The 15,257-nt window shown below is 61.5% G+C and carries 12 protein-coding genes and 2 pseudogenes; 11 read left to right on the top strand and 3 right to left on the bottom strand.

The features are described from left to right. Window positions 1-9: 9 nt before the first annotated feature. The 3 genes from TC41_RS14260 to istA form a co-directional block, all read right to left on the bottom strand. Window positions 10-558: a sigma-70 family RNA polymerase sigma factor gene (locus tag TC41_RS14260; protein WP_258165049.1), complete on the bottom strand. Its 549-nt coding sequence runs from the start codon at window positions 556-558 to the stop codon at window positions 10-12. 97 nt (window positions 559-655) lie between these two features. Next, complete coding sequence (gene istB / locus TC41_RS14255) at window positions 656-1,474, bottom strand: IS21-like element helper ATPase IstB (protein ID WP_014465766.1); 819 nt, start codon at window positions 1,472-1,474, stop codon at window positions 656-658. Between the two features lie 84 nt (window positions 1,475-1,558). Continuing rightward, entirely contained in the window at window positions 1,559-2,728 is a 1,170-nt protein-coding gene (gene istA, locus TC41_RS14250; RefSeq protein WP_014465765.1) for an IS21 family transposase, read from the bottom strand. A 543-nt stretch (window positions 2,729-3,271) separates the two neighbouring features. On the opposite strand from istA, the gene TC41_RS14245 reads away from it, so the two are divergent. The 11 genes and pseudogenes from TC41_RS14245 (at window position 3,272) to gltX (ending at window position 15,256) form a co-directional block, all read left to right on the top strand. Further along, window positions 3,272-3,742, top strand: a complete 471-nt coding sequence (locus tag TC41_RS14245; RefSeq protein ID WP_014465763.1) for a CtsR family transcriptional regulator — start codon at window positions 3,272-3,274, stop codon at window positions 3,740-3,742. 16 nt (window positions 3,743-3,758) lie between these two features. After that, on the top strand, window positions 3,759-4,280 hold the full coding sequence (locus TC41_RS14240) for a UvrB/UvrC motif-containing protein (RefSeq protein WP_014465762.1): 522 nt from the start codon (window positions 3,759-3,761) through the stop codon (window positions 4,278-4,280). Between the two features lie 12 nt (window positions 4,281-4,292). Next, window positions 4,293-5,371 (top strand): annotated as a pseudogene (locus TC41_RS14235) (protein arginine kinase). Next, the gene (locus TC41_RS14230) at window positions 5,368-7,806 is read left to right on the top strand and encodes an ATP-dependent Clp protease ATP-binding subunit (protein WP_014465760.1); all 2,439 of its coding nucleotides are present in this window, start codon (window positions 5,368-5,370) and stop codon (window positions 7,804-7,806) included. The pseudogene TC41_RS14235 and the gene TC41_RS14230 overlap by 4 nt, the downstream one beginning before the upstream one ends. A gap of 188 nt (window positions 7,807-7,994) precedes the next feature. Next, window positions 7,995-9,341 (top strand): DNA repair protein RadA, encoded by a 1,347-nt coding sequence (gene radA / locus TC41_RS14225; RefSeq protein ID WP_014465759.1) that lies wholly within the window; start codon window positions 7,995-7,997, stop codon window positions 9,339-9,341. A 9-nt stretch (window positions 9,342-9,350) separates the two neighbouring features. Then, window positions 9,351-10,430, top strand: coding sequence for a DNA integrity scanning diadenylate cyclase DisA (gene disA / locus TC41_RS14220; protein WP_014465758.1), 1,080 nt, complete (start codon window positions 9,351-9,353; stop codon window positions 10,428-10,430). A 21-nt stretch (window positions 10,431-10,451) separates the two neighbouring features. Beyond that, window positions 10,452-11,177: a CDP-diacylglycerol--serine O-phosphatidyltransferase gene (pssA, locus tag TC41_RS14215; protein WP_014465757.1), complete on the top strand. Its 726-nt coding sequence runs from the start codon at window positions 10,452-10,454 to the stop codon at window positions 11,175-11,177. 192 nt (window positions 11,178-11,369) lie between these two features. Continuing rightward, window positions 11,370-12,460, top strand: a pseudogene (locus TC41_RS14210) (PIN/TRAM domain-containing protein). A gap of 114 nt (window positions 12,461-12,574) precedes the next feature. Continuing rightward, on the top strand, window positions 12,575-13,303 hold the full coding sequence (locus TC41_RS14205; RefSeq protein ID WP_014465755.1) for an IspD/TarI family cytidylyltransferase: 729 nt from the start codon (window positions 12,575-12,577) through the stop codon (window positions 13,301-13,303). Further along, window positions 13,281-13,775 carry a 2-C-methyl-D-erythritol 2,4-cyclodiphosphate synthase gene (gene ispF, locus TC41_RS14200; RefSeq protein ID WP_014465754.1) on the top strand — a complete coding sequence of 165 codons (495 nt, stop codon included), beginning with the start codon at window positions 13,281-13,283 and terminating at the stop codon, window positions 13,773-13,775. Before TC41_RS14205 ends, ispF begins: the two co-directional genes overlap by 23 nt. After that, window positions 13,772-15,256, top strand: a complete 1,485-nt coding sequence (gene gltX / locus TC41_RS14195; RefSeq protein WP_041695520.1) for a glutamate--tRNA ligase — start codon at window positions 13,772-13,774, stop codon at window positions 15,254-15,256. Before ispF ends, gltX begins: the two co-directional genes overlap by 4 nt. Window position 15,257 lies beyond the last annotated feature (1 nt).

Below are 15,257 nucleotides of genomic sequence, written 5' to 3'. Positions count from 1 at the left end.
GTCAAATGCTCACAGATCGCTCAGGGACAGCCCCGCGTTCAAAGCCCGCTCGCGCATCTTGCGCACGGCGCGCATGCGCCAGGTGCGGACGGTCGCGGGGCTTACGCCGAGTTGCTCTGCCACCTCACTCGTGTCCAGCCCGGCCAGTTCGAGCGCGAGCCAGGCGGCTTCTCGTGGCGCGAGCCTCGCTTCGCGCGCCAGGCGCAAAAGGGTCAGGCGCTGGTCCACGCGGTCGAACGAATCTCCTTCCGCGGAGCAGCAAGGGCCTTTGCGCTCCGGTTCTTCGTCCCACTCCTCGTGGCTTCCCTCCTCGGATTGCCTCTGGAACGCTGTTCGCTCCTGCGCCAACCACCACCTTCGCATGGAGGTGCGGGTGTCGCCATACACTCGACTTGCGGCGTATGCCGGAAACGGGGCAGCGTCTGGGTGATGTGTTGCAATGGCGTGCAGAAACGCGGCGCACGCCTCCTGATACGCCTCGTCGTACCCGGCGACGCGCGCATACCGCTTGGCGGCGCCTCGCAATAGGGGACGAAACATGTCGAAAAGCGCGTGCAGACAGACGTCATCTCCTTCGCGGTGTCAACAGCGGATTAAAACTCCCCAAAAAAATCGCGCCCGATTCCTCAAAAACAGCGGATTCGATTCCCCAAAATCATCGCGATTCGTTCCCCACACATGTGTTCGCTTCGTCTCTTGTTGCCGAGAATCCGTGCGTAACGCCAGCTCGCAGCTTGTCTTTCATGCGGTAACTGTTGCCACGGATATTCACGGTCGTTGCATGATGCAACAAACGGTCGAGTAAGGCGGCGGCCAGGACCTGGTCGCCAAAGAGCGTTCCCCAATTCGTGAAACTCGTGTTGGACGTGATGAGCAACGACCCTCGCTCGTACCTCTCTGAGACCAGCCGGAAAAAGTTCGCGGCGTCGAGCGCGTCAAGAGGCAAGTAGCCCACCTCATCACAGATCAGAATCTTTGGCTGCGTATAGACTCGGAGCCGCCTGTCCAGCCGCCCTTCTTGGTAGGCTCGGCGTAAAAAATCGCTCACGAGTTTCTGCATGGTGACGAAGTAGACGCTCATCCGCTGGCGAATCGCCTCCATGCCGAGGGCCACGGCCAAATGCGTCTTTCCCACCCCTGGAGGCCCTAGGAAAATCACGTTTCCGCATTCTTGGACAAACGTTAGCGTTGCGAGCTCTCGGATTTGGCGCTCATCCACAGATGGCTGGAACGAGAAGTCGAAGTCGGCGAGGGTCTTGTGGAACGGGAAGTTCGCCAAGCGCAGCCGAGCCTGCATGGCCCGGCTGTGCCGCTCCTCCTGCTCAGCCTCCAGCAAACGCTGGAGAAATGCGACATAGGTCGCCTCTTGCCCGGCGGCCCACTCCACGCACGCCGGCAAGACGGCAGCAGCTCGCTTCAAGCCCAGGTCCAACAGTTGTTCCTCGACCTGAGCGACCACCAATGCCTCGCTCATTGCACATGACCTCCCATGGCGATCTGTTCATAGACCCCAAGCTCGCGCTGCTCCACGTCCGGATCGACTTGCCATCCCGCTGTCTTACCCCGCGCTGGATTCGCGGTGTCCCGAGGGAGGTTCTTGTAGTGCTCGGGGGTCCGTGGAGATTTGATGCTTGCCGGGCAGCACACGATGCTCCGCAATCACCTGTCCCCCGTATTCGATCTGCAGGCGACCCGATTCGAACTCTCGGACCAGGACCGTGTGGCCCACATACGACCAGGGAACGGTGTACAAGTTCGTGTTCCAGGAGACCCGGCAGTCACTCATCACCTTCCGAAGACCTGCACAAGCCAACATATATGGGGTGGCCGGTAGCGGTTGCAGCTTCTCAGCTTGAAACCGCACGATGGGCTGTTCATGTGTCGTTCCGTGGATGCGGACGTTGGCGACGTGATCGCGCCACCACGCGACCTGTCGGTTCAAATCCGCTTCGTCCACAAAGGCAACTGGCCAGAAGTTGTCCCGGATATAGCGAATGGGCCGTTCTACCTTGCCTTTGGTCTGGCTCCGGCGAGGCCGACATGCCTTGGGCACGAATCCGTAGAACTTGGCAAAATCGAGATACGCCGGTTGCCAGTCCACGTGACCCTGACCGTCATTGGCGACGACCAAAGACGAACAGTTGTCGCTGAGAATCACCCGAGGCACACCGCCAAAGAACTCCAGCGCGTTGCGAAGGGCCTGAAGGATGTGCAGTTGGTCTGCCGCTTTGATAAACTCAACGTAGAGCATGCGGGAGTAGGCGAGTACCATGGCGAAGGCCCAAATCGTTCGTCGCTGACCGTGCGAATCGTAGTAGGGGAAGGCCCCCAAGTCGATCTGGGCTTGTTCACCAGGGTCCGACTCATAGCGTTCCGTGGCCTTGGCAGAGACCACCGGGCGAAGGGGCTTCATGAACTCTCGCAGGACGGTGATCCCGCCGGTATAGCCCTGCTCCCGAATCTCTCGTAGAATTCGTACAGCGTTGAGCACACCAAGTTGCATGCGCTGCTTCACGTAATCTTTGTAGGGCTCCAGCTTGGAACCTTTCTTTCGCTCCCCACGCGACGCTCTTTCGCCCTGCTTCTCCTCCACCGATGAATTCAGTGCACTGCGAATGGTCTTTCGGTCATAGCCGAATCTTCTGGCCAGCTCCGAGATGCTGACGCCTGCCTCGTAAAGTTGCCTGATTCCATCCTCTCGTCCTCCCTCATGACGGGCACCTCCCATGAATGGATGACAGGTGCCACGATTCGACATGGGGGTGGGGAATTCATCCCGATGATTTTGAGGAATTGAGGCCGATGATCTTGGGGAATTCTCAACCGATGTTATTGGGGATTTTACAACCGATGTTGACACGGCGGGCGCGATGAACGATATCGTGCAACACCGACAGCGGAAGCATGAACCTTTCCCTCGCTCGGGCGGGCCGGCCCGCGAATTTTTGCATGCGAGGCAAGCGTAAACCGGGCGAAGTGGGCGATCCCGTCTCGAATGCGCATGAGACCTTGCATGGGACTCAGCGGGCGTTGCATCGAACCTTCGTAGCGCATCGACGGCGGGCTAAACCTTGTGCATGTCACCGTTGAACGGGACTTTGTGTGGTGAGAGGCGCGGGCGCAGAATGCATTGGATTTTTGTGCACACTAGAACCAAACCCCTCTTGCATTTCCCGCGGGCAGGTGTATAATAAGGTCAAGAAAAGTCAAAGTCAAAAAATCAAAGTCAAATGGAACTTCAGAGGACGGTGCTGCGTTAGGGGTTGTCATCATGGCAAGCAACATCTCCGACATCATCGAGGCGTATCTGAAACGACTCATGGAAGAAGGCGGGCTTGACGTGATCGAGATTCAGCGCAATGAGCTCGCGGAGCAGTTTCACTGCGTCCCGTCTCAAATCAACTACGTCATCAGCACGCGCTTCACGACGGATCACGGGTACATCGTCGAGTCCAAGCGCGGCGGCGGCGGGTACATCCGCATTCGGCGCGTGAAGCTCGACAAGGATCACCTGCTGTGGGACGTGCTGAGATCGCTCGGGGACGAGGTGAGCCAGTCCGCCAGCGAGGCGCTGATCGAACGCCTGCACCGGGACGGGTGGTTGACGGACCGCGAAGCCGCGTTGATTTCCGCCATGTTGCGCCGGGACGTGCTCGCACTCGACCTTCCATATCGAGATCGGCTGCGGGCGAAGTTGCTGGCAAGTGCGCTGCAGGCGTTGGCAGCGTACCGAAAACCTTGAAAGCGAGGTGGGACCGATGCTTTGCGAGCGGTGCCATGAGCGACCGGCGACGGTCCACGTGACGAAAATCATCAACGGTGTGCAAACGGCCTATCACCTGTGCGAGGTATGCGCCAAAGAACAGGGCGACGTGTTTCCCAATCCGTTTCTGATGGGAAGCCCGTTCGACTTCAATAAGCTCTTGAGCGGGCTCTTAAACATGGAGTCGTCCTCGGGATTCGCGCCTGTCACCCCCCAGGCCCAGCAGCGATGCGGAACGTGCGGAATGACGTACAACCAGTTTACGCAGATCGGCAGGTTCGGTTGCCCGGACTGCTACGACGCGTTTTCGGCGCGGCTTGAGCCGCTGTTGCGGCGCATCCAGAATGGTCTGCGGCACACGGGAAAAGTCCCGGGCTCGGCGGGCGAGCGCCAACAGTTGGCGCGCAAGCTGGAGCAGCTTCGCCGGGAACTACAGCAGGCCGTGGCGCAGGAGCAGTTCGAGCGCGCGGCGCAACTGCGCGACGAAATCCGCAAACTGGAACAGGGCGCGCAGTGAGGAGGTGTGGAGATGTCCCTCGCAGACTTTGTCAAACGAACCATCAGCAAATGGATGAAAGAAACCGGGCCCGAAGACGATATCGTGCTCACGAGTCGCATCCGGCTCGCCCGAAACCTGAAAGGATTCCCCTTTCCCACGCTGGCGACCGACGCGCACGCCAACGAGGTCATGGAACTCGTGCGGCAGGCCGCGGAGAACGACGCCATGAAGCGGCTTGGCAAGTTCGAGTTCATCCGTTGCCGGGATCTCACGCCGCTCGATCGGCAGATGTTCGTCGAAAAGCATCTCATCAGTCCCGATCTCGCGCAGCAAGAGAAACATGGCGCCATTGTCCTCCGCGACGACGAGGTCGTCAGCATTATGGTCAATGAGGAAGACCACCTGCGCATCCAGTGCATCCTTCCGGGGCTTCGCTTGCAGGAAGCGTGGAATCTGGCGAGCCAGGTGGACGACGCCCTCGAGCAGACCTTGACCTACGCGTATCACGATCAATACGGTTACCTGACGGCCTGTCCGACCAACGTCGGAACCGGCATTCGCGCATCGGTCATGATGCACCTGCCGGGTCTTGCGCTCACGGGTGGCATTCAGAGGCTGCTCACCGCCGTGTCCCAGGTTGGGCTAGCGGTTCGCGGCATCTACGGCGAAGGGTCGGAGTCGTTCGGGAATCTGTATCAGGTGTCGAACCAGATCACACTGGGCGAGAGCGAGGAAGAGATCATCGCGAATCTGATGAGCGTCGTCCAACAGATCATCGAGCAGGAGCGGAACGCGCGCAAACTCCTGATGGAGCGCAACCGGATCCAGCTCGAGGACCGCGTCAGCCGCTCGTTTGGCATCCTGGCGTATGCGCGCAAGATGGATTCGAAGGAGACGTTGGAGCGGCTGTCGGACGTGCGACTGGGGATCGATCTCGGCATTATCCAAGGCGTGTCGGCCGGCATCCTGAAGGAACTGATGGTGCTCACGCAGCCGGCCTGTCTGCAAAATACTACAATCGCGAGCTGAGCCCGAACGAGCGCGACGTGCGGCGCGCGCAGTTGATTCGGGATCGGCTGAGAATGAATGATACGGAGGTGCATGGATGATGTATGCACGGTTTACGGAGAGAGCTCAGAAGGTGTTGGCGCTGGCGCAAGAAGAGGCTTCTCGCCTGAATCACCCGGGCGTGGGCACCGAGCACATTTTGCTCGGCCTGATCCGCGAAGGCGAGGGGATTGCGGCGAAAGCCCTGCAGATGCTCGGCGTGCAGGCGGACAAGGTGCAACAGGAGATTGAGCGGATGGTGGGCCGCGGGCAGACCCCGGTCACGGCGATGACCTACACGCCGAGGGCGAAAAAGGTCATTGAGCTGTCCATCGACGAAGCCCGGAAGCTCGGTCACTCGTACGTGGGGACGGAGCACCTGCTGCTCGGCCTGATTCGCGAGGGCGAAGGCGTTGCGGCGCGCGTGCTCGCCAACATGAACGTGAATCTGAACAAGGCGCGCCAGCAGGTGCTGCAGCTCTTGGGCGGCGACGCCATGGACATCGCGGGCGACAAAGACGCCTCCGTCGGCACGCCGACGCTCGACAGCCTGGCGCGCGATCTGACGCAGATGGCGCGCGATGGCAAGCTGGATCCCGTCATCGGGCGAGAGAAGGAAATTGAGCGCGTGATTCAGGTGTTGTCGCGGCGCACCAAGAACAACCCGGTCCTCATCGGCGAACCCGGCGTCGGGAAGACCGCCATCGCCGAAGGGCTGGCGCAGCGGATTGTGACGGGGGATGTGCCGGAGACACTGCGCAACAAGCGCGTGATGGTGCTCGACATGGGCACGGTGGTCGCCGGTACCAAGTACCGCGGTGAATTCGAGGATCGGTTGAAGAAGATTATGGATGAAATCCGCCAGGCCGGAAACGTCATCCTGTTCATCGACGAGCTGCACACGCTCATCGGGGCGGGCGGCGCGGAGGGCGCCATCGACGCGTCCAACATCCTGAAGCCGGCGCTTGCTCGTGGCGAGCTCCAATGCATCGGCGCGACCACGCTCGACGAATACCGCAAGCACATCGAGAAGGATCCGGCGCTCGAGCGGCGCTTCCAGCCCATCATGGTTGACGAGCCGTCGCCGGAGGAGGCGCTGGAGATCCTCAAGGGATTGCGGGATCGGTACGAAGCGCATCACCGCGTGAAGATCACGGACGAAGCGCTCGAGGCCGCGGTGAAGCTGTCGGATCGGTACATCTCGGATCGGTTCTTGCCGGATAAGGCCATCGACCTGATTGACGAGGCCGCTTCGCGCGTGAGGTTGCGCACGCACACCGCTCCTCCGAACCTCAAGGAACTGGAGCAGAAACTGGAGAAGGTGCGCAGCGAGAAGGACGCCGCTGTGCAGAGCCAGGAGTTCGAGCTGGCGGCCAGCCTGCGCGATGAGGAGCAGAAGATCAAGGAGGAGCTCGAGCGGCTAAAGGAGACGTGGCAGAAGACGCAGCAGCTGGACGACGTGCGCGTGACGGAAGAAGATATCGCCCACATCGTGTCGTCGTGGACGGGAATCCCGGTACAGCAACTCCAGCAGGACGAGTCGGAGCGGCTGCTCAACCTGGAGAAGATCCTGCACGAGCGCGTCATTGGGCAGGACGAGGCGGTCGAGGCCGTGGCCAAGGCCATTCGCCGGGCGCGCGCTGGCCTGAAAGACCCGAAGAGGCCCATTGGTTCGTTCATCTTCCTCGGGCCGACGGGCGTTGGCAAGACGGAGCTCGCGCGTGCGCTCGCTGAAGCGCTGTTTGGCGATGAGGACGCGCTTATCCGCATTGACATGTCGGAGTACATGGAGCGCCACTCCACGTCGCGGCTCGTCGGATCGCCGCCGGGATACGTGGGGTACGAGGAAGGCGGTCAGTTGACCGAGAAGGTGCGCCGGAAGCCGTATTCCGTGGTGCTTTTGGACGAGATCGAAAAGGCCCATCCGGAAGTGTTCAACATCCTGCTGCAGGTGCTGGACGACGGCCGGCTCACGGACGGCAAGGGTCGCACGGTTGACTTCCGCAACACGGTCATCATTATGACCTCGAACGTGGGCGCCGAGGAGCTTCGCAAGGGCGGTGCGCTCGGCTTCAAGCGGGAAGAGGATAAGTATCTGGGCATGAAGGACAAGGTGATGGACGAACTCAAGCGCACCTTCCGGCCGGAGTTCCTCAACCGCATCGACGAGATCATCGTGTTCCACCCGCTGGATGAGACGCACATCGAGCGGATCGTGGACAAGATGGTGGACAATCTGAAGCGTCGCCTGAAAGAACAGGAGATCGAGTTCGAGCTCACGGACGAGGCGAAGAAGTTCCTCGCGAAGGTCGGGTTCGATCCGCAGTACGGCGCGCGGCCGCTGCAGCGGGCCATTGTCCGCAACGTCGAGGATCTCCTTTCGTCCGCGCTCATTGCGGGCGAGATCAAGAAGGGCGATCGCGTCCTGCTCGGCGTGGATGGCGACAAGTTGCGGATCGAAAAGGTGAACGAGCAGCCGGTCGGCGCGGGAGCGTGATCGCCGAAACAAGCGTACAGACCGTCAAGGGGGCAGTTGAACGTGCACGCGCACGCTCAGCTGCCCCCATTGGGTTGTAAGCTGTGGGCACTTTCACTCCCCTGCACGCAGAAATTTCGCGTCTGGCATGGACGTACGCGGAGAGTTCTGTATCATGTTGATGAGGACTTGGAAGGCGGCGAGGCGGATTGCCGAAGGTCAAGACGCGATACGTGTGCCAGATGTGTGGCCATGTCGAAGTAAAGTGGATGGGGCGCTGCCCCGCCTGTGGCGAGTGGAACACGCTGGTGGAGGAAGAGGTGGCGCCGAGCGGCCGATTCGCGCCCTCGAAGGCGCGCGTGGTGCCGAAGCCGATTGTGTCCATCCCGGCCCAGGCGGAGAACCGGTTGAGCACGGGCCTGTCCGAGTGCGATTTCGTGTTGGGGGGCGGCGTGGTTCCTGGCTCCCTTGTCCTGATTGGCGGAGATCCCGGAATCGGCAAGTCGACGCTGTTGCTGCAGGTCTCGCACGCCATCGCGAAGAACGGGCACCGCGTGCTCTACATTTCGGGGGAGGAGAGTGCGACGCAGATTCGCCTGCGGGCGGAACGGCTCGGCACGGTGCACGGCGAACTATACGTGCTCGCGGAGACGGATCTCGACGCAGCCCTTGAAGCGGCCGTGGAACTGAAGCCTCAATTCCTGATTGTCGATTCCATCCAGACCGTGTTTCGCCCGGGCCTCGCCTCTGCGCCCGGAAGCGTGGCGCAGGTTCGGGAATGTACGGGACTGCTTTTGCGCGTGGCCAAGGCAGAGAGCATGGCCACTTTCATTGTCGGACATGTGACAAAGGACGGGGCCATCGCGGGGCCGCGCATGCTCGAGCACATGGTCGACGCCGTCTTATACTTCGAGGGCGATCGCCATCATATGTATAGAGTGCTGCGCGCCGTCAAAAATCGGTTTGGATCGACCAATGAGCTTGCGGTATTCGAGATGAGGGACGACGGGCTTCGCGAGATTTCGAATCCGTCCGAGCTCTTTCTGTCGGAGCGCCGTGAGGTTGCCCCCGGCTCGGCCGTGGTGTGCGCCATGGAAGGGCGGCGCCCGCTTCTTCTCGAAGTGCAGGCGCTCGTCGCCTCCACGTCGTTCGGCACGCCGCGCCGCATGACGACGGGGGCCGACCTACAGCGCATGAACATGCTCCTGGCAGTCTTGGAGCGGCGGCTTGGCATGCAGCTCGGGTCTTGTGACGCGTATGTGAACATCGCGGGCGGGGTCCGCGTGGAGGAGCCCGCGGCCGATCTCGGCATCGCGTTGGCGCTCGTCGCGAGCCACCGGGATCGACCCTTGCGGCCAGGCGTGTACATCGGGGAAGTGGGCCTTACGGCCGAGGTGCGCGCTGTGACGCGGCTCGCCGAGCGCATTCGCGAAGCGCGTAAACTTGGTTTTCATCGCTGCATCGTTCCGGCTGGGCAGTCTGTGCCCGAGGCCGTGCCTGGTATGGAGATTGTGCAGGTTCGCTCTGTGCAGGACGCGATCGATCAAGCCTTTTGAGGTGACATTGTGAAGGACGACGCCAAGCGGGAAGCTGCCATCAATAAAATCTTGCGCATGGTTGCGCCAGGGACCGTCCTCCGAGAGGGAATCGAGAACATTCTGCGCGCCAAGACGGGCGGGCTCATCGTCGTCGGTGCGACAGAGACGGTGCTCTCCATGATGGACGGCGGTTTCGCCATCCAGTGCGATCTGACGCCGTCCCATCTGTATGAGCTCGCCAAGATGGACGGCGCCATCATTATTAGCGAGGATGCCAAGAAGGTCCACTACGCCAACACGACGCTGAACCCGGACCACACCATCCCCACCTCGGAAACCGGGACGAGGCATCGGACCGCGGAGCGCGTGGCTCGCCAGAGCGGCCAGTTGGTCATCTGCATCTCGCAGCGCCGAAACGTGATCACGCTATACCAAGGCAATTTGAAATACGTGCTGCGCGACATCAGCGTCATCTTGGCCAAAGCCAATCAGGCGCTACAGACGCTTGAAAAATACAAGACGGTCCTGGAGCAGGAGCTCACGGATCTGAGTGCCCTGGAATTCGAGGAGGCGGTGACACTGGAGGACGTCACGCGCGTCCTTCAGCGGTTCGAGACCGTGTTGCGGGTGACCAACGAGATCCGCCGCTACATCATCGAGCTCGGCAACGAGGGCCGATTGGTGAGCATGCAGCTGGAGGAACTCGTCTCGGATGTCGACGAGCAGGCGTACCTGCTGATCAAGGATTTCGTCCATCCCGAGTGTCCTCACACGCCGCATCAAATCATGTCGCAGATCCACAGCCTCTCGTCCGAGGAACTGCTCGACGGGGCGCTGCTGGCGCGCATTCTTGGCTATCCGCCGAGCGTCAACCAGCTGGAGGAAAGCGTTCCGTCGCGCGGTTACCGGATTTTGAACAAAATCAGCCGGTTGCCCCAGCCTGTGATTGAAAACCTCGTCGAGCACTTCGGCGTCCTGTCCAACATTCTCAAGGCGTCCATGGCGGACCTGGATAAGGTGGAGGGCGTCGGCCCGGTCCGCGCCCGCATGATTCAAAATGGACTCGGACGCATTCAGGAGCAAGTGCTGATTGATCGTCAGATTTGACCCGCCCGGGAGGCGTGAGGCTTGTATATTCGATGGATTCCCAACGCGCTGACGGCCCTCAATCTCGTTGCCGGGCTCAGTTCGATGCTGATCCTGCAGGCAGGTCGGGCTGGTCTCAGTGCGCTTTTCGTTGTCTTTGGCATGATCATCGACGGCTTGGACGGGCGCGTTGCGCGTTGGTTTCGAGCGGAAAGCGAATTTGGCCGAATTCTTGACTCGCTGTCCGATATGGTGACGTTCGGGGTCGCGCCGGCGATGATCATGTATCACGAGGTGCTGAAGCATCTCGGCATCCTGGGCCATCTCGTCGCCATCCTGTTTCCTCTTTGCGGCGCCCTGCGCCTGGCGCGTTTTCACACCCAGCGGGGTCCCTCCGACACCTTCATCGGTTTGCCCATCACGGCTGCGGGAGGCGTCGAAGCTACGCTCGCCCTGACCCAATCCGCGTTCGAGCCGGCGTCGATCCTCCTATCGGCAGCCACCGTGCTCCTGTCGCTCTTGATGGTGAGCTCGATTCCCTATCCTAACTTCAAGCGCCTGTCTTATCCCAAGTCCGTTCTCGCCCTGGTGCCGTTGATTGCGCTTCTCGTCGTCTGTATCCTGCGGTTCCAAATTGTCGGCACCGACGTCCTGATCTTCGCCGTTCTGGGGCTGTACGCCGCGTACGGCATGGTCCACGCCATTCGCTCGTCTATCGTCGGTCGCAAAGGTGGAGACGGCGACATGGCCCACGGCACGAAGAAGTAATCCTTGTGCGCTCATGCAGACCATGGAATCGCTTTACGCGCAGCCTGAAACATGTTACACTGAACATGGTGCTCCAATTTTTTCAAAACCATTGAACCATCTCGTCCGTCGGCAAAATTCCAGGTGTTTTGGAAGTGCATCGGTTAGGATGGGATAGAGGACGTGCATACTAGGCACAGGAGGTGACCTCGGATGATGAAGAAGGTCGTGCACCTGTTTTTCGTGGTTGTCGGTGTCTTGTTAGGTTATCAGCTTTGTCCGGACTTATTCCTTGATGTGTTTCATCTGCATCGCTCGTTTGTGACGACCAACTGGTTCGGTGCCGCCGTGGGCGGCGCGCTGTTTTTGGTGGCGACCGTTTCGCTCGCAGGATACGTTTCAGCGCTTTTGCGATGGCTGGAGGAGCGGCTGAAGAGCGCGCCCCTGGCCGATATTCTGGGCGGCACCATCGGCATGGTCATAGGACTTGTCGTCGCATACCTGTTCTCGCCCGAAATTCGCGCGATTCCCTTGGTCGGCGTCGCGGTGGAGTTTTCGTCGCGGTGTTTTTCGCTTACCTCGGCTTGCGCATCGGGTTCACCAAGCGCGAGGAGTTGTGGAATTTGTTGGCGGGGCGCCTCTCGCGCGATCGCGACCGTTCCGACGGCAAAGACAAGAAGTCGGGACTCAGACCCGGGGACGCAAAGCTCCTCGACACGTCCGTCATCATCGATGGCCGGATCGCGGATCTCGTGGAGACCGGATTTCTCGACGGCACGCTTGTGATCCCTTCCTTCGTCCTGGCTGAGCTCCAGCACATCGCGGACTCTTCCGACGCGCTGAAGCGGAACCGCGGGCGCCGCGGGCTCGACATCCTGAATCGCATCCAGAAGGAGTCAAAGGTCCAGGTCCAAATTGTCGAGACCGACTTCGACGACATCCAGGAAGTCGACGCGAAACTCGTCCGGCTCGCAAAACAGATGCGGGGCAAGGTCGTGACCAACGACTTCAACTTGAACAAGATCTGCGAGTTGCAGGGCGTGCAGGTCCTGAACATCAACGATCTCGCCAACGCCCTCAAGCCGGTCGTCCTACCGGGTGAGGAACTGCAGGTCCACGTCATCAAGGACGGCAAGGAACACAATCAGGGCGTGGCCTATTTGGATGACGGCACGATGATTGTCATCGAGGGCGGGCGCGAGTACATTGGCGGCAAGATCACCGTGCTCGTGACGAGCGTCCTGCAGACGTCCGCGGGGCGCATGATCTTCGCGAAACCCAAACTGTTGGAAAAGGCGCTGTGAGTGACGAATCGGCGCGTGCGCGGAAGGTATTACGAGTGGCGCTGCGGAGGGCGAGGGCGCGGAGCGCGTCCTCGACCTTTCCATGCTACGGGACGTTGGGGAAGGGGAACGCGGATGTGGGTGGCCATCGTGGTGGCGGCCGGTGAAGGCCGCCGCATGGGTTTCAAAAAGCAGTTTCTCGATCTCGCCGGCCGCCCGATGTGGCTTCGCTCGGTTGAAGCCATGATCAGCGGCGGTGCCGATGAGATTGTCGTGGTGGCGTCTCCGGGGGACGTGCATCGCATGCAGGAGGAGGCGCGTGTCGCCGGCCGCGAACTTCATTTCGCAGAAGGCGGGGAGACGCGCCACGCGTCTGTTGTGTCGGGCGTGAAGTGCGCGCTGGAGCTGATGGCTCGTCATCAGGTCGATCCGGCTCGGTCCGCCTTCGCCATTCACGACGCCGCCCGTCCCTTCGTGGCCGAGGAGGACGTGCGGCGCGTGTTTGAGGCCGCCATACGGTTCGGCGGTGCGGTGCTCGGAACGCCCTGTCGAGACACCGTCAAACGTGTGGAGGGCGGCTTGGTGCAAGAGACCGTTCCTCGGGACAATCTGTTTCTCGCGGAGACGCCTCAGGCGATTCGGGCCGATCTCGTGTCGCGCGTGTACCTGGAGCGTCCCTATTCGGCGGACGATTCCCCCACGGACGACAGTGGGGCGATGGAAGCGGCGGGCGTGCCGGTCGTCGCCGTGACGTCGACGGCGTTCAACGGCAAGATCACGACGCCTGCCGATCTCGACTACGCGCGCTGGCTGGCGCGCGAACGGTGGGGGAGGGCGGAACATGCGGATTGGACTCGGGTATGATGTGCACCGGATTGCGGAGGGCAGGCCGCTTGTGCTGGGCGGCGTGCGCATCGATGCCCCGTTCGGGCTCCTCGGCCATTCGGACGCTGACGTCATCGCGCACGCCATCATGGACGCGCTGCTCGGCAGCCTTGGCCTCGGCGACATCGGGCAGCACTTTCCGCCGGACGACGACCGGTTCGAGGGCGCCGACAGCCTGTCACTGATGCGCGAGGTGGTCGCCATGCTCCAGCGCGAGGGGTATCGCGTGGGGAACGTGGATGTGATGGTCATCGCGGAGCGGCCGAAGTTGCTGCCCCACGTGCCCGAGATGAGGAGGCGCCTTGCCGAGGTGCTCCAGGTTCACGAGCGCGACGTGTCCATCAAGGCTACTACCAACGAGAAGATGGGCTTCATCGGGCGCGGGGAGGGTATCGCCGCGCAGGCGGTGGCCTTGGTCGTGCCGCTTGCGGAGAGGGGGCAGGCCCCGTGAGCGTGCGCGTGCGGTTCGCTCCTAGTCCGACCGGCCATCTTCATATCGGTGGGGTGCGCACGGCGCTCTTCAACTTCCTCTATGCGCGTCACACCGGCGGGCAGTTCGTCCTGCGGCTCGAGGACACCGATGTAGAGCGAAACGTCCCCGGGGCGGAGCACGCCTTTGTGGAGACATTCCGCTGGCTCGGCCTAACGTGGGACGAGGGTTTCGACATTGGCGGGCCGTACGGGCCGTATCGGTGCAGCGAGCGAATTCCGATTTATCGCAGTCATGCGCAGAAACTGTTGGAATCAGGGATGGCGTACGCGTGCTTCTGCCATCAGGGCGAGGCGAAGGAAGCTCGCCCGGACGAGGACGGCGACAACGGCCTGGGTGTGGGCGCGATGGGCTGCACAGGGACCTGTGCGTCGCTCGATCCGGCGGAGGCTTTGAACCGCATCCAGGCGGGCGAGCCGCACGCCATCCGGTTCCGCGCGCCGTCCGGCCCGCCCATCGTGGTGCGGGATCTCGTCCGGGGCGAGATCGCCTTCGAGCGCGAGGATCTGAAAGACTTCGTCATCCTCAAGCGGGATGGCATGCCCACGTACAACTTTCAGGTGGCCGTCGACGATCATCTCATGGCCATCACGCACGTGATTCGAGGCGAAGAGCACTTATCCAACACGCCGCGCCAGCTCCTCATCTACGAGGCGTTCGGCTGGCAGCCTCCGCAATTCGCGCATCTGCCGATTGTCCTGGATGAGGCGCGGAAGAAATTATCCAAACGAGATCCAAATGTCCTGCCGGTGTCGGCGTACCGCGAGCAGGGCTACGTCCCGCAGGCCATCGTGAACTTCTTGGCGCTCCTCGGATGGTCTCCCGGGGATGAAGAGGAAATCTTTGATCTGGACGAGCTTTGCGCGCGGTTCGATCTCGACCGCGTCGGGCGCGCCGGTGCCGTGTTCGACGTCGCCAAGTTCCGCTGGATGGCGAACCAGTACTTCAAGTCTCTTGACCCGAAAGAGGCGGTTCGGCTCATTCGCGAACAGGCTGTGCGCCTGAACTACTCGTTCCCGCCGTACGTGGACGACGAGTGGCTCGAGCGGGCCGTGGCCCTTGTCCTGGACGGCCTCGCCTGTGCGCGGGAATTCTTCACCGCCGCGAGCGTGTGGCTTGAGCCCGAAGTGGCGTACGATGAAGAAGCGCGTGCGCTGCTCGCGACTGAGAGCGCTGCTCGTGTGGTTCGCGCGTATCTGTCGGCGTGCGAACAAGATCCGTCCTGGGATGAGGCGGCCAATCGGGCCCGTTTGCAGGCGGTAGGGCGGACGCTTGGCGTGAAGGGACGAGACCTGTTCATGCCCGTGCGGGCCGCCGTGACCGGTCATACGCACGGCCCTGATCTGCAGAAGTCGATGGCGCTTCTTCCGAAAGAGATGGCGGTGGAGCGCATGCGCCGCGCCCTCGCGCTTGCACAAGCGCCAGAGCATCAGGGGAGGTGAG

It is taken from the genome of Alicyclobacillus acidocaldarius subsp. acidocaldarius Tc-4-1 (genome assembly GCF_000219875.1).
GTDB lineage: Bacteria > Bacillota > Bacilli > Alicyclobacillales > Alicyclobacillaceae > Alicyclobacillus > Alicyclobacillus acidocaldarius_A.
Note: the sequence above shows the minus strand (reverse complement) of the source record. Positions and strands in the feature narration are given on the sequence as shown.

What these genes read in the sequence shown, in the direction of transcription:
- istB (WP_014465766.1), bottom strand. Translation starts at nt 1,474, where the DNA reads ATGAGCGAGGCATTGGTGGTCGCTCAGGTCGAGGAACAACTGTTGGAC.
- istA (WP_014465765.1), bottom strand. Translation starts at nt 2,728, where the DNA reads ATGGGAGGTGCCCGTCATGAGGGAGGACGAGAGGATGGAATCAGGCAA.
- TC41_RS14245 (WP_014465763.1), top strand. Translation starts at nt 3,272, where the DNA reads ATGGCAAGCAACATCTCCGACATCATCGAGGCGTATCTGAAACGACTC.
- TC41_RS14240 (WP_014465762.1), top strand. Translation starts at nt 3,759, where the DNA reads ATGCTTTGCGAGCGGTGCCATGAGCGACCGGCGACGGTCCACGTGACG.
- TC41_RS14230 (WP_014465760.1), top strand. Translation starts at nt 5,368, where the DNA reads ATGATGTATGCACGGTTTACGGAGAGAGCTCAGAAGGTGTTGGCGCTG.
- TC41_RS14205 (WP_014465755.1), top strand. Translation starts at nt 12,575, where the DNA reads ATGTGGGTGGCCATCGTGGTGGCGGCCGGTGAAGGCCGCCGCATGGGT.
- ispF (WP_014465754.1), top strand. Translation starts at nt 13,281, where the DNA reads ATGCGGATTGGACTCGGGTATGATGTGCACCGGATTGCGGAGGGCAGG.